Below are 16,294 nucleotides of genomic sequence, written 5' to 3' on the forward strand. Positions count from 1 at the left end.
CAGTTAATAAGCACTACATTTCAGATTTAACACTTAGCTAAATATAAATATTTTGTTTTTAATCTTCGTTTAAATGCCAAATTTTATATTTAGTGGACTTTGTAAATAAATACAGACCTTTGGAGTTAGCACAAAAGCCCTATGTTTTATATACATCTTAAGTTTGTTTTTTATTAAATTAGATACATAATTAGAAAAGACAAAAGAGAGGAATAAGGTTATTATATACGTAGAGACTACAGATCTCGTCAACATTGAAAATCCCCTCTCTTTTACTACACAGATTTCGTACAGTTCTATGAGGCTTTAGACCTCGATTTTATAGCCTGTACAGAGCTTGTCGAAGTATTGAAACTCGCGTAGCTTGTCCTTTACTCATTCTATAATATTTCAATAAATTGGAAATCGTGAATCTTCGTTCCTTGATTTCAAAAAACATTTCTTATGAATAAAGATATAAAATATTTTGGACTTGACATCAGTCATTTAGTTTTTGATGTTACAGATTCCCAAGGGAATTATTACCAGTTTAAAAATAATAGTTCGGGCTTTAAAAAGTTCGTAAAACTGTTAGATTTTAATAGCCATTGTGTGATGGAAGCCACAGGTTATTATCATTACCAATTGGCCTATTATTTACAAGAAGAAGGCATTAAAGTTTCGGTAGAAAATCCATTATCGGTAAAACGATTTATTCAGATGAAACTATCAAAAATTAAGACCGATAAAAGCGATTCGAAACTAATATGTGAGTATGCTAAACATGTAGAATTAAAGCTATGGAAAGGCAACTCAAAACATCAATTAGAATGTCTTCAAATGACCAGACTCCTTTCTGTGTATACAAAACAAAGCACCATGCTTAAAAATAAACTACATGGAGAAGCTGTTTTAGGCAATCCAAGTAAAGCAGTTGTGAGCTCCTTAAAACGAAATTTAAAACAGGTTCAGAAAGAGATGAAAACGATAGAAGATAAATTACTTATTTTGGTAAAAGAAGCACATCAAGATGTTTTAACTCGCTTAAAAAGTATTCCAGGAATAGGTCCTAAAACATCCCTAATGCTAGTTGTTCTAACCGATGGTTTTGATCGTTTTACAAGCGGCAGTGAATTGTGTAGTTACGCAGGTTTAACTCCCGTGATTCGGCAAAGTGGAAGTAGCGTAAAAGGACGTCCGAGAATTAGTAAAATAGGGAATCAAAAACTTCGAAATTTATTATTTATGTGCAGTTTTAATGCGTGTAAATATAACCATGCTTGCAAGGCAATTTATGAGCGATTAGTAGCCAAAGGAAAGAGTAAAAAACTAGCCTTAATTGCGGTTTGTAATAAGCTGCTAAAACAGGCTTTTGCTATCGCGAAATCAGGATTAACATACGATAACAATTACAGAAGTGTTTTAGTGAGAAATTAATGAGTTTTTACTTGTTTTTTACCACAGTACTTTGTTGTAACCAGTACTTCTTTAGAATAAGCTATCTGGATACTTCTCAATTTCTTTTTCAGCTTGTTCATCTTTAGCTTCCTGCATTTGTTTAATTATAGATTTTGTTTCTCTGAATTGTTGAGCTTCTATAACTTTTATAAAATCAACTTCTTTTTCATATTTCTCAATAATAACTTTTTCGATTTCGTCTAATGAAACTCTAAAATATTCTTTTCTGTAATTAACTTTATTGATACGTCTATCATCAAATTCCTTATGTAATAGATTCTCTAATTCAGGTGCGTTTTCTGAAAATATCATTGCGTGTAAATCAAATGTAAAAGGAACAGAAGCATCTCCTAACTCTTTTACTCTATCCATTGGTTCAAGTCTTCTCGTCATTCCGATTTTGTAAACATTTTCCCCAAACGAGCCAAGGTTAGATATTATATAAACGTGTCCAGATTTGGTTTCTTGCGCTCTTGAAATTGCTCTTTCCTTCGCTTCGTGAGCCTCTTTTAAATTCTCTTCTAATTGTGCGATTTGAGAATTTAGTTCGTCTAACTTTTCTCCACTAACTAATCCTAAATCTTTTTTCGCACGTTCTAATGCTTTTTGGAAACGCTTTTCTTCTATTTCTGCATCTTTTCTCGCTTTTTCAAATTCTCGTTGCGCTCTTTCTTCTTCTCTTTGTTCGTCTCTAATTGCTTTAGCTTCCTCTTTTTCTTGATATTTTTTGTGAGCTAATTCATAAATTAAATTAAGTTCATCTAATTTTAATTTAAGATACTTGTCAGTTATAAAAGTGTTGTTAGATTTACCGAGTTTATTAATTGCAATAAAAGCCTTTTTTATTCTTTCTTCAAAGCGTTTTATATTATTCCAACGCACTTTTGAAATTAATGCGTCACATTCTCCATTAAATGCTCTTAAAGTCAGATTAATGTATCTTCTTGTCATTATTTCGCCTTGTTTTCGGCTATTTCCAACACTCCATTCTGTATTACAAACACAGGCATTTCCTTCTTTTATAAGTTGTTTTTGACTTGTTACAATTTGTGTAATTCTCTCTTTGTATTTTTCTGAAGTTTCTAAATCAAAAATTGGTTCATAAATTCCAAGTTCTACAAATTCTAAATCGTTTTGGTAGAGCTTAATATCTTTCTCTAATTCTTTGAAGATTGATTTTGCATTTATGAACTTATCGTTCAATACTGTTGCATTTGATTGAATTTCAGAAAACTCTTTATTCTTTGATTCAATTTCATTTTCGATTGAAATAATTCCGCTATATTTTTCTAAATTTGAATTAAGTTTCTTGTTTTCTTCAATTTTTGTCGAAAGTTCTGAATTAAATTTGATTTTTGTTTTCTTACATTTATTTAGAACAATAAATAAAGTAATTCCTAAAGCTAAAATTGTAATTATTAGTCCTAATGTCATTCTTAGTTCGGATTTTTCTTGTATTGGTTACAACGTTGTTGTATAAGATTAATTGCGTGTTTTAAGCACTAAAGTTAGCAAATAAATCACAGATAGAAAGTCCGCGAGGACTTTCGTAAGCAAGCTAAAACTAGCAATAAATTATATACAATGTTAGCTGTAGTTTTTATTCCGTTTCGCAAATTTCCTTATCAAGGTTAACTCTGTATCTTTTAATATCCGATTTTGCAATCGACATATAAGTCAATAAAATCATATTATTTTTATCTTTCATTCCGTCCACAAAAACTATATTCCGTGTTAATGTGTCCTTATTTTTGATACAGTTTTTTAGTATTTTCATACCTTTTTTCTTTTCCTTTTCAGTTGCGACAATACTTTTAAATTTCTCTCCAGCAATAATGATACTAGAATTTGCTAATTCTTCTTTAGTTGGTTTGAATTTCGGTAACTTAATTGCATTGCTATTTATTGGAAGTGTAATATAAAATTTGTCAGTTTTCAATGTCACGATTTCAAAATTGTATTCTTTTTCGTTGTAGCAAACGATTATTTTAAGTTCGTTGTCTTCATTAATTTCACATCGTTTAAAGACCGTTTCTTTCAAATCAAAACCTTTTTCTGAAATTTCAAGCCTTAATTTTTTTGCGCTAGATATTAATTCAGTTTTCAAAGAACCTTTAATTTTTAAAAGTATTTTATCGGTTTCCTCGGATTTAGTCCAATGCAAAATTTTTCTTTGTTGCTCAATACTCATTATAAGACTATCGAACCTTTCATATTCTTCTATCTTAATTATATTCCAAATTTCTTTAGAAAGCGATTCGCATTGACTCTGAACAGATATTGTTATCAGACAAAAAAGGATTATAATATTAATATGTTTCATTTTTTTTAAATTACAGCTAACGTTGTTGTATATGGTTTGTTGCGTGTTTCAAGCAACTAATTTAGTAAATAATTACCGACCAAGAAAGTCCGCGAGGACTTTCGTAAGTAGGCGAGAAGCCAGCAATAAATTATATACGGTGTTAGCTGTAGTTTTTTTTATTCGCATTTTTTATGAACTTTTCAACAGCTCTATTACTGTCAGATTCTCGTTTAATTAAAATGTCTTCTATAATTTTTCTAACAGTTTTCTTTTCGTGAATTGGTTTGAAAGCAAAATGATTATCGAAGACAATTAAGTATATTTCGAAAATAATTTTAACTATAACATTTATTAATTCCTCAGTTGCTTTTAAAGTCAATTCTGAATTGTTAATTACATTTTCATAGTTATTATCTGTATGAGCATAAAGCTTAAATCTCAAAGTACTGACTTGTCCTATAGATTCATCCTGCTTTTTTAATTCGGTTTCCCATTCACGAATTTTCAATTCATCTATTTTTAATGACTGATAAATTCCACCTTTTTTCAGTTTTCTCAATAAATGATGAAGGTTGTATTTGTCTGTACCTTTATTGTCATTTGTTAACTTATGTATTTCTATAATTGTTACTCGCCAAAGTGCATATCTAGAAAATGAAAAAAAACCTGAATTGGTAATATATTTTAGGTGCTTCTCATCTAATTTATTGTCAGTTTTAGGATAGTTAAGATAGTAGCAAAATTCAAAGGCTTGAAGAAAGGTAACGATACTTTTAGTAATCTTATCTAAATCTTGTTTTAATTGTTCTTTCTTGTTCATTAAAATTACAGATAAGGTTTATATCTTATATAAGTTTATTAATTAAAACTTTATGTTTTGCTGTTTAGCATACTCTTTTAAAGCACCACAAGTTTCATAGTCTTCATTTTCAAGTGCTTTTTCATTAACTTTTTTTAGAACTCTAGCGCTAGGCACTTTAGCCATATTGTTTAAATAATCGACTCTTTCTTTTTTATCTTTCATTTTCGTAATTCCTGTAGAAATATTTTCGGCATATATATCTAAAGCCTTATTCAAAGCTTTCTTAGCATTCAGGTAATTCTTATGTAAATCGTTTATATCACTCATTTTTTTTGTTTTAATTACAGCTAACGTTGTTGTATAAGCTTTGTTGCGTTGATTAAGCAGTGAATTTAGTAAATAAAACACGAACGGCGAAATTCCAGAGGAATTTCCCAAGTGAGCCAAAACCAGCAATAAAGTTTATACGGTGTTGTGTGTAGGCTTTTTTTCATTCCGCTCATTTATTTTCAGTTTCAGCTATTAATTTAGTTATTTTCGGTTGTAAAATCCAAACACCAAACATTAAAAATAGAATTAGTATTAAATTCAATAAATAATCAGAAAATTTCACTTCTCTTTTCAATTCAATCATTGCAAGTGTTTTACAAGAAAAAATTATTGTTTGAAAGAGCGCAAAAAACATATAAAGAGAAATCGGTATTAGTAAAATTGTTTGAGTGTTAAATTCCGCTTGAGTATTTTCAGCAGTTTGTTCAGGTGAAAGTAGAAATGAAACGATTAATAAAATCGGAAATAGAATTATGTTGATTTTAAAGAATTTCATATTTAAAGTCGGAAGTTTTAGAGATTCCAATTTCGCTTGTCCATAAATTCCAACAGCATAAATCCAAATCAAAAATGTTACAAGAGCAATTGAATTAATAATCTCCTTTAATGGACTTGGTGATGTCCAAGCTCCTGTCAGAACAATTAATATAAATAGATGCCAATGTTTAAATTTTAAGATTTTTTTCATTCGTTAGTTCGGATTTTCAGCTTACACACAACGTTGTTGTATATGGTTTGTTGCGTGTTTCAAGCAACTAATTTAGTAAATAATTCCCGACCAAGAAAGTCCGCGAGGACTTTCGTAAGTAGGCAAGAAGCTAGCAATAAATTATATACGGTGTTAGCTGTAGTACTTTCTACACGTATTCCATTATTTCAAAAGTTTCATTTAAGATCTTATCCCAAGAATTATTATGCCTTTTTAAGATTGACTCTTTATTGATAGAATCTCCAATACAAATTAATTTTGTAGCGTCATCGAAAAAATTATTTTTATAATATTCAATTTTTGGTTCTTTTGATTTATTATCTGCTACTGAAATAATAGTTTGTGTATCATTTGGTTGATTCTTGAAAATAAATTCAAGAATCATTTCTTTACTATTTGCGTCTAAATCTTCTTTAAAAATACTATCTAAAATTAACGGAAGCCTATGAATATTTTCAGTTTCATTAATTATTTTATTGAATGAAAAATGATAACTCAAAACAGCTAAATGTAATTCAACTCCTTGAAACGGGAAACTTGATAGCTCGTAGATATAATTGAACCTGCTGTCTTTTAATTTAGGCACACCTAACTTTATATTGTTAATGTTATAATATTGCTTAAATTTTTTATTTTTTTCAAGTCTTTCATTTTCAATATCTTCATCATCCTTAAATTCCTTTAACTTCTCTTTTACTTTTGCAATTTCAATTGTTAATTTTCCAATATTTTCATTTATTGAACTTTCTAATTTCACATCAGCTTGCGCTTTTATCCAATCGTCAAGAGTAATATTGTTGTTAGAATATATTATATGTTTATGATAGTCATTAGCTAAAGATTCTCTTAAATCATTTATTTTTTTATTCAATGAATTAAGTTCAGATTGTAATTTTTTGTTTTTATCTCTTATTTCCTCTTTAATCTTAACAGTATCATTTTCTTCTTGATAAAATTGATATATTTCACTTGTGTTACTTGGTAAAATCTGTTGGCAAATTGGACAATTATCTTTACCAGGAAATTGATGAGAATGATTACGACTTACTTTTGATATTACGGATAATCGTTGAGTATTATAAGTTTGTAAATTTGATTTTTGAACATATTTATTTTCAAGCTTCAATAGTTCAGATTTCCTTTCGGTAATTTCATTTATAAATTCGTTCCCTTTTCCTTTGAAAGATGCATTGACTATTTTAGAATTTTCAATTTCAGAATCTGTTTTTTCAAATTGTATGTAAAAATTGTTTTTTTCATTTAATTCTTTCAATTGATTTTCAAGTATTTTTCTTTCTTCTTTGTTTTCTAACTTCGTAATACCTAAATAATAATCTAAAAAATCTTCTTTGAAATTTTTGTAAAACTCCAAATTACTGAATGATTTTCTCAAATAAACCCAACCTACATCTTGAGAAACATAATAGGGTAGAAACATTGTTTCTATGGGTGCTTTAGAGATTCCTGATTTAGTTTCAAGCAATAAATCAAAATCAAACAACTCATTAAAAAATTCTTTTAATTTATAATGTTCAACCGAATTATTACCACTAATACCTTTAAATATTGATACTTTTTTTGAAACCGAATCTTTTATATATAATGTTTCATCCTTTCTTACAAAAGAGTAATCAACGCTATCATTTCCTTTTTTGATTGTTATATCAAGTCTTGTGAAAATATCTTCGGATAAGATTTTTATTAGTTTTGCTTTATTATCATTTATACCGAAAGTGAATAAAATCAATTGTATCAAAGTGCTTTTACCAGATGTATTTGCACCATAAACTACATTAAGTCTTTTTCCAAATTCGGTATAAAAACTTTTATCGTTGACTTCGCTATGGATGAATAATTTATTAATTGTTAAGTATGTTTTCATTTTTGCATAAGTATTAAAAAGTAACCTGCAGCTATTGACGCTTTTAATTGATTTGGAATTAGTGTTGAATTTTTCTCTTTTAGGAACAAATTATATAATTCTTTAATACAAAGAATATCATTTGTAAATTTCATCATTACACTTTTTTTGTTTTCAATAAAACGAATTATTTTTTGATGTTCTCCTTGTTTTAAGTCTTTAAAAGCCTCTAAACTATTTTCAAAATCAAGTTCAAATGACATTGCGTCAAAAACATTTATATTTAGTTCCTCGCAAATTCTTTCTGCTTTTTGTCTGCAAAAATCAAGAGCTAATTTTTTAGTAGTAAATATATTTAAGATGTAATCTATTTTCGTTGATTCAAGTCGTTTATATTTATCACTCAATTTAGGTATATCTCCTTGATTATATGTGCTCTCAATTTCTTTTAAATGATAAATTAAAGTATCTCTTGCAGCTTTATGGTCTAAAATTGTGTTACCAAAAACATCTTTAAACTTGCCCGTTAAAAGTTCTAATTGTGACTTTGTATTTCTTCCTAAATCAATAAATGAGAAGTTTAAATTTTTAAAATGTTTAATTTGTTCACTATCAAAATTGATATCTGAATTACCTTTTTTTAATGCAGTTTTACAATCTTCGTTTAAGGTAGAATAAGCTAAAGTTTCGTTAGTCTCATTTATATAAATCTTCTTTTTTTTATGAGTAGCAGAACATTTATAGTCAAGTGCAATAGTATGGTTTGTAATAAAAAATTGAGATTGGTTGTAGTCTTTAGATTTTTTAAGTTTGTCTTTCTGTAATACTATTCCAGAATTAGAAATTTTTTGAATAATTTCGTAAACTTTGTTCGTCGTCCAAACATTTGAAGATTTTTTTGCTTGATAAGTTGTAACTTCTGATAGTTCTCCGTTTTGGTTTAAAAACCCAAATACGATATCATCATAATGCTCAAGCATAATAAAATACTCTTGAGTTTTCAAAGTATTGTACTTTTCTAAAAAAACGTAAATGCACGTATTTCTTTGAAAGTCAAAACCTACATTAGCTTGAACTCCAGAATTACTATCTATTTTTCTATTTACCATTTAGTTTCTTCTCAATTACGATTTTTTTTGGTATTACAGCTAACGTGTTTGTATATGGTTTGTTGCGTCATTAAGTACGTAATTTAGCAAATAAAAACCGAATAGAAAATCCGCGAGGGTTTTCGTAAGCAGGCTAGAACTAGCAATAAATTATATACGGTGTTGGCAAATCGTTTTTTATTTATCAGTATCAAATTCATTCGGTATTGGTGGTGGTGGTGGTGGAATGCTTGAAATGTCATAACCCTCAAAAAGTATATTATATGTAAAAAAATCCGAATCGTTTTTAGTATTTAAGGCTGAAAATTGTTCAGCTATTTCTTTTAAAACAGTTTTTGTCGTTAAAATCGGATATTTGTCTTCTACGTAGAAATGAATTAAAGCTGGCTTGACTTTGTTTTCGTTATATTTAAAATTATGAGGTTTCGCCATAATATTATTCAGTTCAGTTTTCAAGTAATTTATTGGTTTTTTCTTTTTCTCTTTTCCATATCCAAGTATTAATGAATCGTTTCTAATTGTCAAATGATTTCTTCTGAAGTAACATCCAATTTCTCCTGAAGTTGGGCAATCTGAAAACCCTGTAATGTAATAGCGTGTTTCGTTTAGCTCAAATTTTAAACCAGAAATTTTTCCCAAGCAAGTCAATTCTCCCATTTTTTCTATTAATTCCGAGAAGTTCATTACGGAATCTAAATCAACAATTCCGATTTCATTATCAACTTGGAATTTTTTAAAATCCTGCGAGTACAATTCATTAAGATTCTTTTTTTCGTCCAAATTAGAGCAAGAACTTAAAATCAGAAAGAAAATTAATATGTAGTTCAGTTTTTTCATCAAATGTTTGCCAACGTTGTTGTGTATGATTAGTTGCGTGTTTTAAGCACTAAAGTTAGTAAATAAAACACAGATAGAAAGTCCGCGAGGACTTTCGTAAGTAGGCGATAACCAAGCAATTAATTATACACGGTGTTGGGCATAGTTATATTCTTTCTTTAAGCTCATTAATTATTAATTCAGCTCTTCTTTCTCTAAATTTTAAGTAGTCATCTTTAGAATATATTGACTTATCTAAAGGGAATAAATTACTTTGTAAGATTTCATTAAATTCATTTTGATTAATTATTGAGAAAAAATAATCTGATGGACTTTTTCTTGATATTAATTTGTTAGAATCTGAAGGTAGAAAACAAAAATTAACTAATGAAAATATTTCATTTTTATCAAAACCTTTCTCTTTCAAGAATGCGTTAGGGAAAACGTGATGAAATTCTTTTCTATTATATTTTGATAATGCATTGTCTAAATCTACGTTTATATTTTTTGCTAAATCTCTAGGTGTGAATTGAGCCATTAAAAGTAGAAGAGCTCTAGTAGTTGAATTCGCTTTAGAAAACTTTGTTTTGATTAGTTCTAATTCAGAAACAGTTACTTTGTATTCTTCTAAATCTGAATAATCTTTATTTCTGATTTTTGTTACAAATTCTATATCAGCATTCATTTTTGCGGTTGTTGTACCAGATGAATATCTATTAGAAAAAGCTCCTCTCCAGAACCATCTTTTTAGAATTTTTAATTCTTCCGCTTGTGGTCTTCCTGAAATACTAAAGAACTTTGCTAATCCTGTAATCTGCTGTTGATATGGTAAAAAGTCAATATTTTTACAAAGAAGTTCAGTTGATAAAAAATCAATAGTTTTTCTTAATGTTTCACAATAGAATTCCCAATTATCTCTAATCGTATTTCCTTCTAGGTTAATAATCGCTTTAGTTGTTGAATCTCCTTGAATAACACCTGAAAGTGATTGTAAAAGTATGTTTTGAGTTAACTTTCCAAATCCTTTTTCGTCTAATTCGTCAAAAAGTTCAGCTGTTTTTTCTTGAAGATGAAAATCATCTGTCCAAGTCCAAGCTGTCATTAAATCTAATGTTCCTAATTTGGTTCCAGTATTATTAATTCTTTCGAAAATTATTCCTACTTCTTGCTTTGACCTATTCTTTATTGTAACAACTGGAACTTCATAATTTATGAATTTTGAATATAATTCTTTCGCACTAATATGGTGTACTGTGTTTAAAGTCATTAATGAATCAATAAGTTTAGAAGCATCAAGAAAGTTTCTTAAACAAATCATTGAATCAGTAATTTCATCTATTTCGGCTCTAGGTATAAACGTGTTTTTATTAAAATCAAAATAGATATCAAAAAGAGCAATATCTGGGTTATATTCTGAAGTTGTTTCGTCTTCAATATAATTATTTGCAAAAACAGCATAAATCGAAGATATACGTTGTTGTCCATCTAAAATATAGTTTACGGGATATTCTTCTGTATTATCGGGAATATTAAAGCCAGCGATATTTCTTGTGTGTCTCAATTTTTCTGAAGAATTCCATAATAATACACTTCCAATAGGATAATTGTTTAATACACTATCAAGTAATTCAATTATTTGATTTTGTTTCCAAACATATGACCTTTGAAATGCTGGGATTTTGATATCTCCTGAATTAATTCTGTTTAATAATTTATCTATCTTCTCAGAAGTAGGATTAATTTCAGGTGCTTTTGTCGATTTATTTATAGCCATAAATTTTTCTATATTCTTTTAATTTGATGATGTCGCTCTAATTATGCCCAACGTGTTTGTATATGGTTTGTTGCGTGGTTAAGAACGTAATTTAGCAAATAAAAACCGAATAGAAAATCCGCGAGGGTTTTCGTAAGCAGGCTAGAACCAGCAATAAATTATATACGTTGTTGTGCATAGTTTTTTTATTCATTATTCAGCTTTTCAAATGTCTTTAAAGATTGAATTAAAATCGACATATTTTTCTTTAAATCCGATGTTTGGGATGCTGATGCTGTTAAATTATAAAAAACGCCATCAATTCCGCTATCTAAAATAAAACTAATAATTTCCGCTTCTCCATATTTTCCTGTGTCTGATTTCGTATGCAAAAAATAGGATTTTTGATTTAAGATTTCCGTTTGTCCAGATTCAATTATTTTTCTGTTCTGCGAGTTCGTTTCTATTAAATTTAGACAATATTCAAATTCAGATTTTAGGTCTTTATTTTCCCCGAAACTTTTTATTTTTTGAATAGAGATTATATCTATAAATCCGTCTTTGTCAGGTTTAGAACTTGCGTCAATTCCTAAAAGGATGTTTTCATTGTCATAATTTTCCACTTTCCATTCCCAATCTTTTTGGATAAATATTGAGAAATCGTTATTCGGATAGTTGACTTTCTGTTTAGCAAATTTTACTGGGAAATTCGCATATTGTTCCAAAGTGTTTTCATTGTTTGAACAAGAAACAAGTAAAATCAAAACGATAAATTTTCCTATGAATTTCATTTTTCTCAAATTATGCACAACGTTGTTGTATATGGTTTGTTGCGTGTTTCAAGCACCTAATTTAGTAAATAATTACCGACCAAGAAAGTCCGCGAGGACTTTCGTAAGTAGGCGAGAAGCCAGCAATAAATTATATACGGTGTTGTAAGTAGTTTTTATTCGGATTCTTTTTTATAAATCAAAACGTAATTTTTTTCATATTCGATTTTCATTATTGTATCTGTTAATGAAATTATTTTACTTGTAGAAGAATCAAGATAATTTCCTTTTTCATCTTCTTTCCATTTTTTACCCATAGCTTTTTGAGCTATAGCAATAAATTTTGCTTGTTCAGAATTATTTAGGAATAACCATTTCAAATTTAATTTCATCTTTTTTTAGCATTTCCCAATTCCCGTAATCTGTATTTTCTTTCGTGAATTTTTTCTCGTAAGTACCATCATTTTTAATAATAATATTTGGCCCACTTGCAACAATTTTCATTTCTTTCCCATTTGGGTATTTACGAATAACGTGTTTAATAGATTTATTTTCTTTGTCAGTAGATTTTATATAATTCCATTTCCCAATTATTAATTTATTAAAGGCTTTATTTTCTAATTTTTCAGAAAAATCCTTTTCGTGAATTAATTCTCCTTTTTCATTCCACCAAAACCATTTTCCAATATTAGTTTCGCTTAATAATTTTCCTTCAGACTCTTTTTGTCCGTTATTAAAGTACCAAGTCCATTTCCCATTAGAAGTTCCATTTTTATAAAAACCTCTCTTTTTTAATTTTCCGTTTTCATACCACCAAGTAAATTTTCCTTCTTCTTTATTGTCTTTGTATATTCCTTCTCTCAGTTTATTACCATTAGAAAACCAAGCTATCCAATTACCATTTTTTTTTCCTTTAACCATTTTTCCGGAAACTTCAATTTTTCCGTTAGGAAACCATTTTTTCATTTCACCGTTCAATTCTCCATCAGTGAATTCTGTAAATGTTTCTTTTTTGTTTTCAGAATAGAAGGTATAAGATTCTCCAGTAAAAGGAATCTCTTTTCCTATTTCATAATATTTACCATTACGATTTTCTAATTCAATCTTTTTAACCTGTGCTTGACTTGCTAATGTTATAAAAATTAAAATAACGTTTGTCAATATTTTCTTCATTTTCTATTGTTCTGGTAAATTACTTACAACGTTTATGTATAAGGAAAGTTGCGTGTTTGTGTGCGAGGATTTTCCGAAGGAAAATCAGAAGCTAGCAAACAAGCAACTAACTTTGGTTTAGCTAAAATTAGCAATTTTTTTTATACGGTGTTAGCAACAGTCTTTATTTTTCCGGAGTTACCAACTTTGTTTTTTTCCTCCGTTACTCCCTGAATATGGCAAAGGTCGGTCGTAATGCAATTTTTTATTGAATGCATTATTTTCTAGTTTTTTTAATTCAGGAAAATCAGATATTCTTGAATTTACCACATCAATTATTTTGTCAAGTTGTTCAGTCAGAAGATATTTATTCCAAATCAATTTATCTCCATTAGAAGCAATTCCTTTTACGTCATTCAAGGATTCAGATTTAAGAAACCTTTGCCAATCCTTTTCTAAATTTTTTTTGTCACTCAGCCTATCTTTCCAAATGAAATAATAAATTCCAATTGAAATCAGAGAAATAATTCCTAATGAATAAAATAACATCATGTTTTGTTCAGATTGTTGCTAACGTTGTTGTATAAGCTTTGTTGCGTTGTTTAAGCAGTGAATTTAGTAAATAAAACACGAACGGCGAAATTCCGAAGGAATTTCCCAAGTGAGCTAAAACCAGCAATAAAGTTTATACGGTGTTATGTGTTGCCTTTTATTTCATCTTTAGTTCTATAGTCCATTGGAAAAGGATAATATGTAGCATATTTATTCAAAATAATTAATGGATTTATCAATTTCCTGTTTTTTTCATAATTTTTGAAACTCGTTATTTCAGTAAATTTCATTAATTGATTTGGATTGTCAATACTCAAGACAAAACCAAAAGGAGCGAAAGTAAATTCACATATTGCTCCGTACAAATTTGTATAATGAATGTTTCCATTTCTTGCTTGACCTTCATTATTCAAATACATATAAAATCTATATTTTTCAGGCAATTTTGTTAAGTTCTCATTTTTAACAAAATCTAACAATTCAGGATAACATTCTGTAAATATTAAATTATTAGAAGCAATAAAAATTGAAGTTATTTGTTTCAGGAAATTCAGAAGATTAATATCTGAAATATCAAATTGAAAGGCTTTAGCATTTTTGTCACTCGATTGAATTATATTCATTGCTATATGAGCAAATTCCTTATAAGTTCTAACGTATTTAGAACCTAAAAATCCATTACAATCTATACAAAAACTATATTCTCCAACACCTCCTTGTTCTTTTCTTGATTTTGGTTTAAGGTTTTCAAAAGTATATTCTTTCGCTTTTTTATAATATTCCGTTTGATCTACTATGTAATATTTTGTTTCTTTATTAAATGCAGAACGTGGAGGAATATGCTCAAAATTTAGTTCTTTGGTTTCTAAGCATAGTTTACATTTTCCAACTTTCGTTCTTTTTCTCATTTTTTTTTAGGTTACACATAACGTTGTTGTATATGGTTTGTTGCGTGTTTCAAGCACCTAATTTAGTAAATAATTACCGACCAAGAAAGTCCGAGAGGACTTTCGTAAGTAGGCTAGAACTAGCAATAAATTATATACGGTGTTAGCTAACGTATTTTTAGTTTGTCCAATGACTCAAAAACTTGATTTTTAGATTCGTTTAATGGAATAATATATTCTCCTTTATCATTAATAACAGTATACATATTTGATTCTTGAACGAAGGCAAGAGATTCTTTAAATCCATTTTCCTTTAATTTCCAAAAAGAGCTAGATGGTGATTCTTTGCTTCCAAACACAAATACTGATTCAAACTTATACTCTGTTAATTGATTGCCTTTTCGGTCAAATATTGCCCATTTATTATTTTTCTTAAATGCAATTATTCCTTCAAACTCTCTTATATAATCATTATGCATAAATGGAACTAGAGTGTTTCCTTTTAAATCAATCAGTCCCCATTTTTTATTTTTTCTTGCAGCTGCACATTCTAAATGAGGATAACGTAAAATTTCATAGTCGGATTCAAAAAATATTTTACCGTTAATGTCCATAAAACCTACTTGACCATTATGTTTTCTGAATACAGTTATTTTGTTATAATATTTGCTAACCGAATAGAATTCAGGTTTTATAACTTCATACCCACTTTTATCGATAAATCCATATGAGCTATCTATTCTAACAGCTGCTCTATTATTATGAAAATCTCCAAATGCGGTATATTTCAAATTAGTTAGAAATTCCCCATTGCTTTTAACCATAGCATAATATTGTCCTTTACTTACTCGTAAAGTATCCGAACCGATTTTATTAAACCAATCGTAAATAGGTTCCAATATTGGGTTGCCGTTTAAATTATATATACCATAAGTTTTTTTAATACTTCTCGTGTCTGTAAAACGTGTTTTTGAAATCAGACTATCTTTTCGTTTTTCTACAAATAACTTTTCGTCTTTTAGATAAATTTTGCTGAATTTTAATGGAAGAATTTCATTATTATTTTTACTTAAAACACCACAATTGTACTCGTGTGAATATTTAGTTCGGTTTTTAACATAAATCAATGAATCATTAAAAAAGTATATTTTATCATATTCAAATGGAATGATTAATTTGTTATTGGTATTAATAACACCAGCCTTATTGTTTTTATAAACGATTGCCTTGTTATCAACAAATTCATTAGCATATTGGTATTGAGGTTTAATAATAATTCCTGCATCATTTTTATATCCAAAAAGGCTATCAATTTCAAATACTTTTAGTTCTTGTGAAAAGCAATTGACACTAATAATAAAAAGAAATATGGTTTTGAAAATGTTGTTCATTTATATGTTAGCTAACTCGTTATATAATTACTTTTATTACTGATATCCCGTAAATAAGTCAGGATATGCTAGGTTTGTTAGTATTGTTATCCCGTAAGTATAAAACAGGTTGTAATATGTTTTTGTTAAATATATTGAAAAAAATGTAAGTAATAAAACTACAATTAACATTTTAAACATGTTAAAACGAAACAACAATATATTCAAGCAATCACCCAAATGTAAATAATATTAAAACAAGAACATTACGGGAATCCGTAATCAGTATCTTTTTTTTTAAAGACCATTAAAAAATACTTGTCACTTTAGTCCATAGTCCTATTCAAAAAGCAAAAAGTACACACAGTATGATCACATGGTAATATCCAAAAACAACCAAATCACCAGCCTAACTTAATACGTGTAAAACAAGTCTAACAG

The 16,294-nt window shown here is 28.3% G+C and carries 16 protein-coding genes; 1 reads left to right on the forward strand and 15 read right to left on the reverse strand.

Annotated features, from left to right (window positions below; translation table 11 throughout):
• Positions 1-444: 444 nt before the first annotated feature.
• A complete protein-coding gene (locus tag ACU4C5_RS08560) occupies positions 445-1,416 on the forward strand; it encodes an IS110 family RNA-guided transposase (protein WP_446843784.1) in 972 nt (323 codons plus the stop codon).
• A 51-nt stretch (positions 1,417-1,467) separates the two neighbouring features.
• Here ACU4C5_RS08560 and ACU4C5_RS08565 read toward each other — a convergent pair whose 3' ends face one another.
• The 15 genes from ACU4C5_RS08565 to ACU4C5_RS08635 all read right to left on the reverse strand — a co-directional run bounded on the left by ACU4C5_RS08565 (position 1,468) and on the right by ACU4C5_RS08635 (position 15,874).
• Positions 1,468-2,871, reverse strand: coding sequence for an SNIPE associated domain-containing protein (locus tag ACU4C5_RS08565; RefSeq protein ID WP_446843785.1), 1,404 nt, complete (start codon positions 2,869-2,871; stop codon positions 1,468-1,470).
• 166 nt (positions 2,872-3,037) lie between these two features.
• Positions 3,038-3,760 carry a hypothetical protein gene (locus ACU4C5_RS08570; protein ID WP_446843787.1) on the reverse strand — a complete coding sequence of 241 codons (723 nt, stop codon included), beginning with the start codon at positions 3,758-3,760 and terminating at the stop codon, positions 3,038-3,040.
• 142 nt (positions 3,761-3,902) lie between these two features.
• Positions 3,903-4,562, reverse strand: a complete 660-nt coding sequence (locus ACU4C5_RS08575) for an AbiU2 domain-containing protein (RefSeq protein ID WP_446843788.1) — start codon at positions 4,560-4,562, stop codon at positions 3,903-3,905.
• Between the two features lie 42 nt (positions 4,563-4,604).
• A complete protein-coding gene (locus ACU4C5_RS08580; protein WP_446843789.1) occupies positions 4,605-4,871 on the reverse strand; it encodes a hypothetical protein in 267 nt (88 codons plus the stop codon).
• 172 nt (positions 4,872-5,043) lie between these two features.
• The gene (locus ACU4C5_RS08585; protein ID WP_446843790.1) at positions 5,044-5,562 is read right to left on the reverse strand and encodes a hypothetical protein; all 519 of its coding nucleotides are present in this window, start codon (positions 5,560-5,562) and stop codon (positions 5,044-5,046) included.
• Positions 5,563-5,731: 169 nt separating this feature from the next.
• Entirely contained in the window at positions 5,732-7,465 is a 1,734-nt protein-coding gene (locus tag ACU4C5_RS08590) for an AAA family ATPase (protein WP_446843791.1), read from the reverse strand.
• Positions 7,462-8,553 carry a hypothetical protein gene (locus tag ACU4C5_RS08595; protein WP_446843792.1) on the reverse strand — a complete coding sequence of 364 codons (1,092 nt, stop codon included), beginning with the start codon at positions 8,551-8,553 and terminating at the stop codon, positions 7,462-7,464. Before ACU4C5_RS08595 ends, ACU4C5_RS08590 begins: the two co-directional genes overlap by 4 nt.
• A 177-nt stretch (positions 8,554-8,730) precedes the next feature.
• Positions 8,731-9,390 (reverse strand): hypothetical protein, encoded by a 660-nt coding sequence (locus tag ACU4C5_RS08600; protein WP_446843793.1) that lies wholly within the window; start codon positions 9,388-9,390, stop codon positions 8,731-8,733.
• 145 nt (positions 9,391-9,535) lie between these two features.
• Entirely contained in the window at positions 9,536-11,143 is a 1,608-nt protein-coding gene (locus ACU4C5_RS08605) for a GmrSD restriction endonuclease domain-containing protein (RefSeq protein ID WP_446843794.1), read from the reverse strand.
• Positions 11,144-11,328: 185 nt separating this feature from the next.
• Positions 11,329-11,913 carry a hypothetical protein gene (locus ACU4C5_RS08610; RefSeq protein WP_446843795.1) on the reverse strand — a complete coding sequence of 195 codons (585 nt, stop codon included), beginning with the start codon at positions 11,911-11,913 and terminating at the stop codon, positions 11,329-11,331.
• A gap of 155 nt (positions 11,914-12,068) precedes the next feature.
• Entirely contained in the window at positions 12,069-12,284 is a 216-nt protein-coding gene (locus ACU4C5_RS08615; RefSeq protein WP_446843796.1) for a hypothetical protein, read from the reverse strand.
• A complete protein-coding gene (locus tag ACU4C5_RS08620; protein ID WP_446843797.1) occupies positions 12,250-13,065 on the reverse strand; it encodes a toxin-antitoxin system YwqK family antitoxin in 816 nt (271 codons plus the stop codon). Before ACU4C5_RS08620 ends, ACU4C5_RS08615 begins: the two co-directional genes overlap by 35 nt.
• Before the next feature lie 177 nt (positions 13,066-13,242).
• On the reverse strand, positions 13,243-13,596 hold the full coding sequence (locus ACU4C5_RS08625; RefSeq protein WP_446843798.1) for a hypothetical protein: 354 nt from the start codon (positions 13,594-13,596) through the stop codon (positions 13,243-13,245).
• Between the two features lie 143 nt (positions 13,597-13,739).
• The gene (locus tag ACU4C5_RS08630; protein WP_319811565.1) at positions 13,740-14,504 is read right to left on the reverse strand and encodes a hypothetical protein; all 765 of its coding nucleotides are present in this window, start codon (positions 14,502-14,504) and stop codon (positions 13,740-13,742) included.
• A gap of 146 nt (positions 14,505-14,650) precedes the next feature.
• Positions 14,651-15,874 carry a WG repeat-containing protein gene (locus tag ACU4C5_RS08635; protein WP_446843799.1) on the reverse strand — a complete coding sequence of 408 codons (1,224 nt, stop codon included), beginning with the start codon at positions 15,872-15,874 and terminating at the stop codon, positions 14,651-14,653.
• Positions 15,875-16,294 lie beyond the last annotated feature (420 nt).

This window comes from Lacinutrix undariae (assembly GCF_052934785.1).

What these genes read in the sequence shown, in the direction of transcription:
- ACU4C5_RS08635 (WP_446843799.1), bottom strand. Translation starts at nt 15,874, where the DNA reads ATGAACAACATTTTCAAAACCATATTTCTTTTTATTATTAGTGTCAAT.
- ACU4C5_RS08610 (WP_446843795.1), bottom strand. Translation starts at nt 11,913, where the DNA reads ATGAAATTCATAGGAAAATTTATCGTTTTGATTTTACTTGTTTCTTGT.
- ACU4C5_RS08615 (WP_446843796.1), bottom strand. Translation starts at nt 12,284, where the DNA reads ATGAAATTAAATTTGAAATGGTTATTCCTAAATAATTCTGAACAAGCA.
- ACU4C5_RS08595 (WP_446843792.1), bottom strand. Translation starts at nt 8,553, where the DNA reads ATGGTAAATAGAAAAATAGATAGTAATTCTGGAGTTCAAGCTAATGTA.
- ACU4C5_RS08560 (WP_446843784.1), top strand. Translation starts at nt 445, where the DNA reads ATGAATAAAGATATAAAATATTTTGGACTTGACATCAGTCATTTAGTT.
- ACU4C5_RS08630 (WP_319811565.1), bottom strand. Translation starts at nt 14,504, where the DNA reads ATGAGAAAAAGAACGAAAGTTGGAAAATGTAAACTATGCTTAGAAACC.
- ACU4C5_RS08575 (WP_446843788.1), bottom strand. Translation starts at nt 4,562, where the DNA reads ATGAACAAGAAAGAACAATTAAAACAAGATTTAGATAAGATTACTAAA.
- ACU4C5_RS08580 (WP_446843789.1), bottom strand. Translation starts at nt 4,871, where the DNA reads ATGAGTGATATAAACGATTTACATAAGAATTACCTGAATGCTAAGAAA.
- ACU4C5_RS08590 (WP_446843791.1), bottom strand. Translation starts at nt 7,465, where the DNA reads ATGAAAACATACTTAACAATTAATAAATTATTCATCCATAGCGAAGTC.
- ACU4C5_RS08620 (WP_446843797.1), bottom strand. Translation starts at nt 13,065, where the DNA reads ATGAAGAAAATATTGACAAACGTTATTTTAATTTTTATAACATTAGCA.
- ACU4C5_RS08605 (WP_446843794.1), bottom strand. Translation starts at nt 11,143, where the DNA reads ATGGCTATAAATAAATCGACAAAAGCACCTGAAATTAATCCTACTTCT.
- ACU4C5_RS08585 (WP_446843790.1), bottom strand. Translation starts at nt 5,562, where the DNA reads ATGAAAAAAATCTTAAAATTTAAACATTGGCATCTATTTATATTAATT.
- ACU4C5_RS08600 (WP_446843793.1), bottom strand. Translation starts at nt 9,390, where the DNA reads ATGAAAAAACTGAACTACATATTAATTTTCTTTCTGATTTTAAGTTCT.
- ACU4C5_RS08625 (WP_446843798.1), bottom strand. Translation starts at nt 13,596, where the DNA reads ATGATGTTATTTTATTCATTAGGAATTATTTCTCTGATTTCAATTGGA.
- ACU4C5_RS08570 (WP_446843787.1), bottom strand. Translation starts at nt 3,760, where the DNA reads ATGAAACATATTAATATTATAATCCTTTTTTGTCTGATAACAATATCT.
- ACU4C5_RS08565 (WP_446843785.1), bottom strand. Translation starts at nt 2,871, where the DNA reads ATGACATTAGGACTAATAATTACAATTTTAGCTTTAGGAATTACTTTA.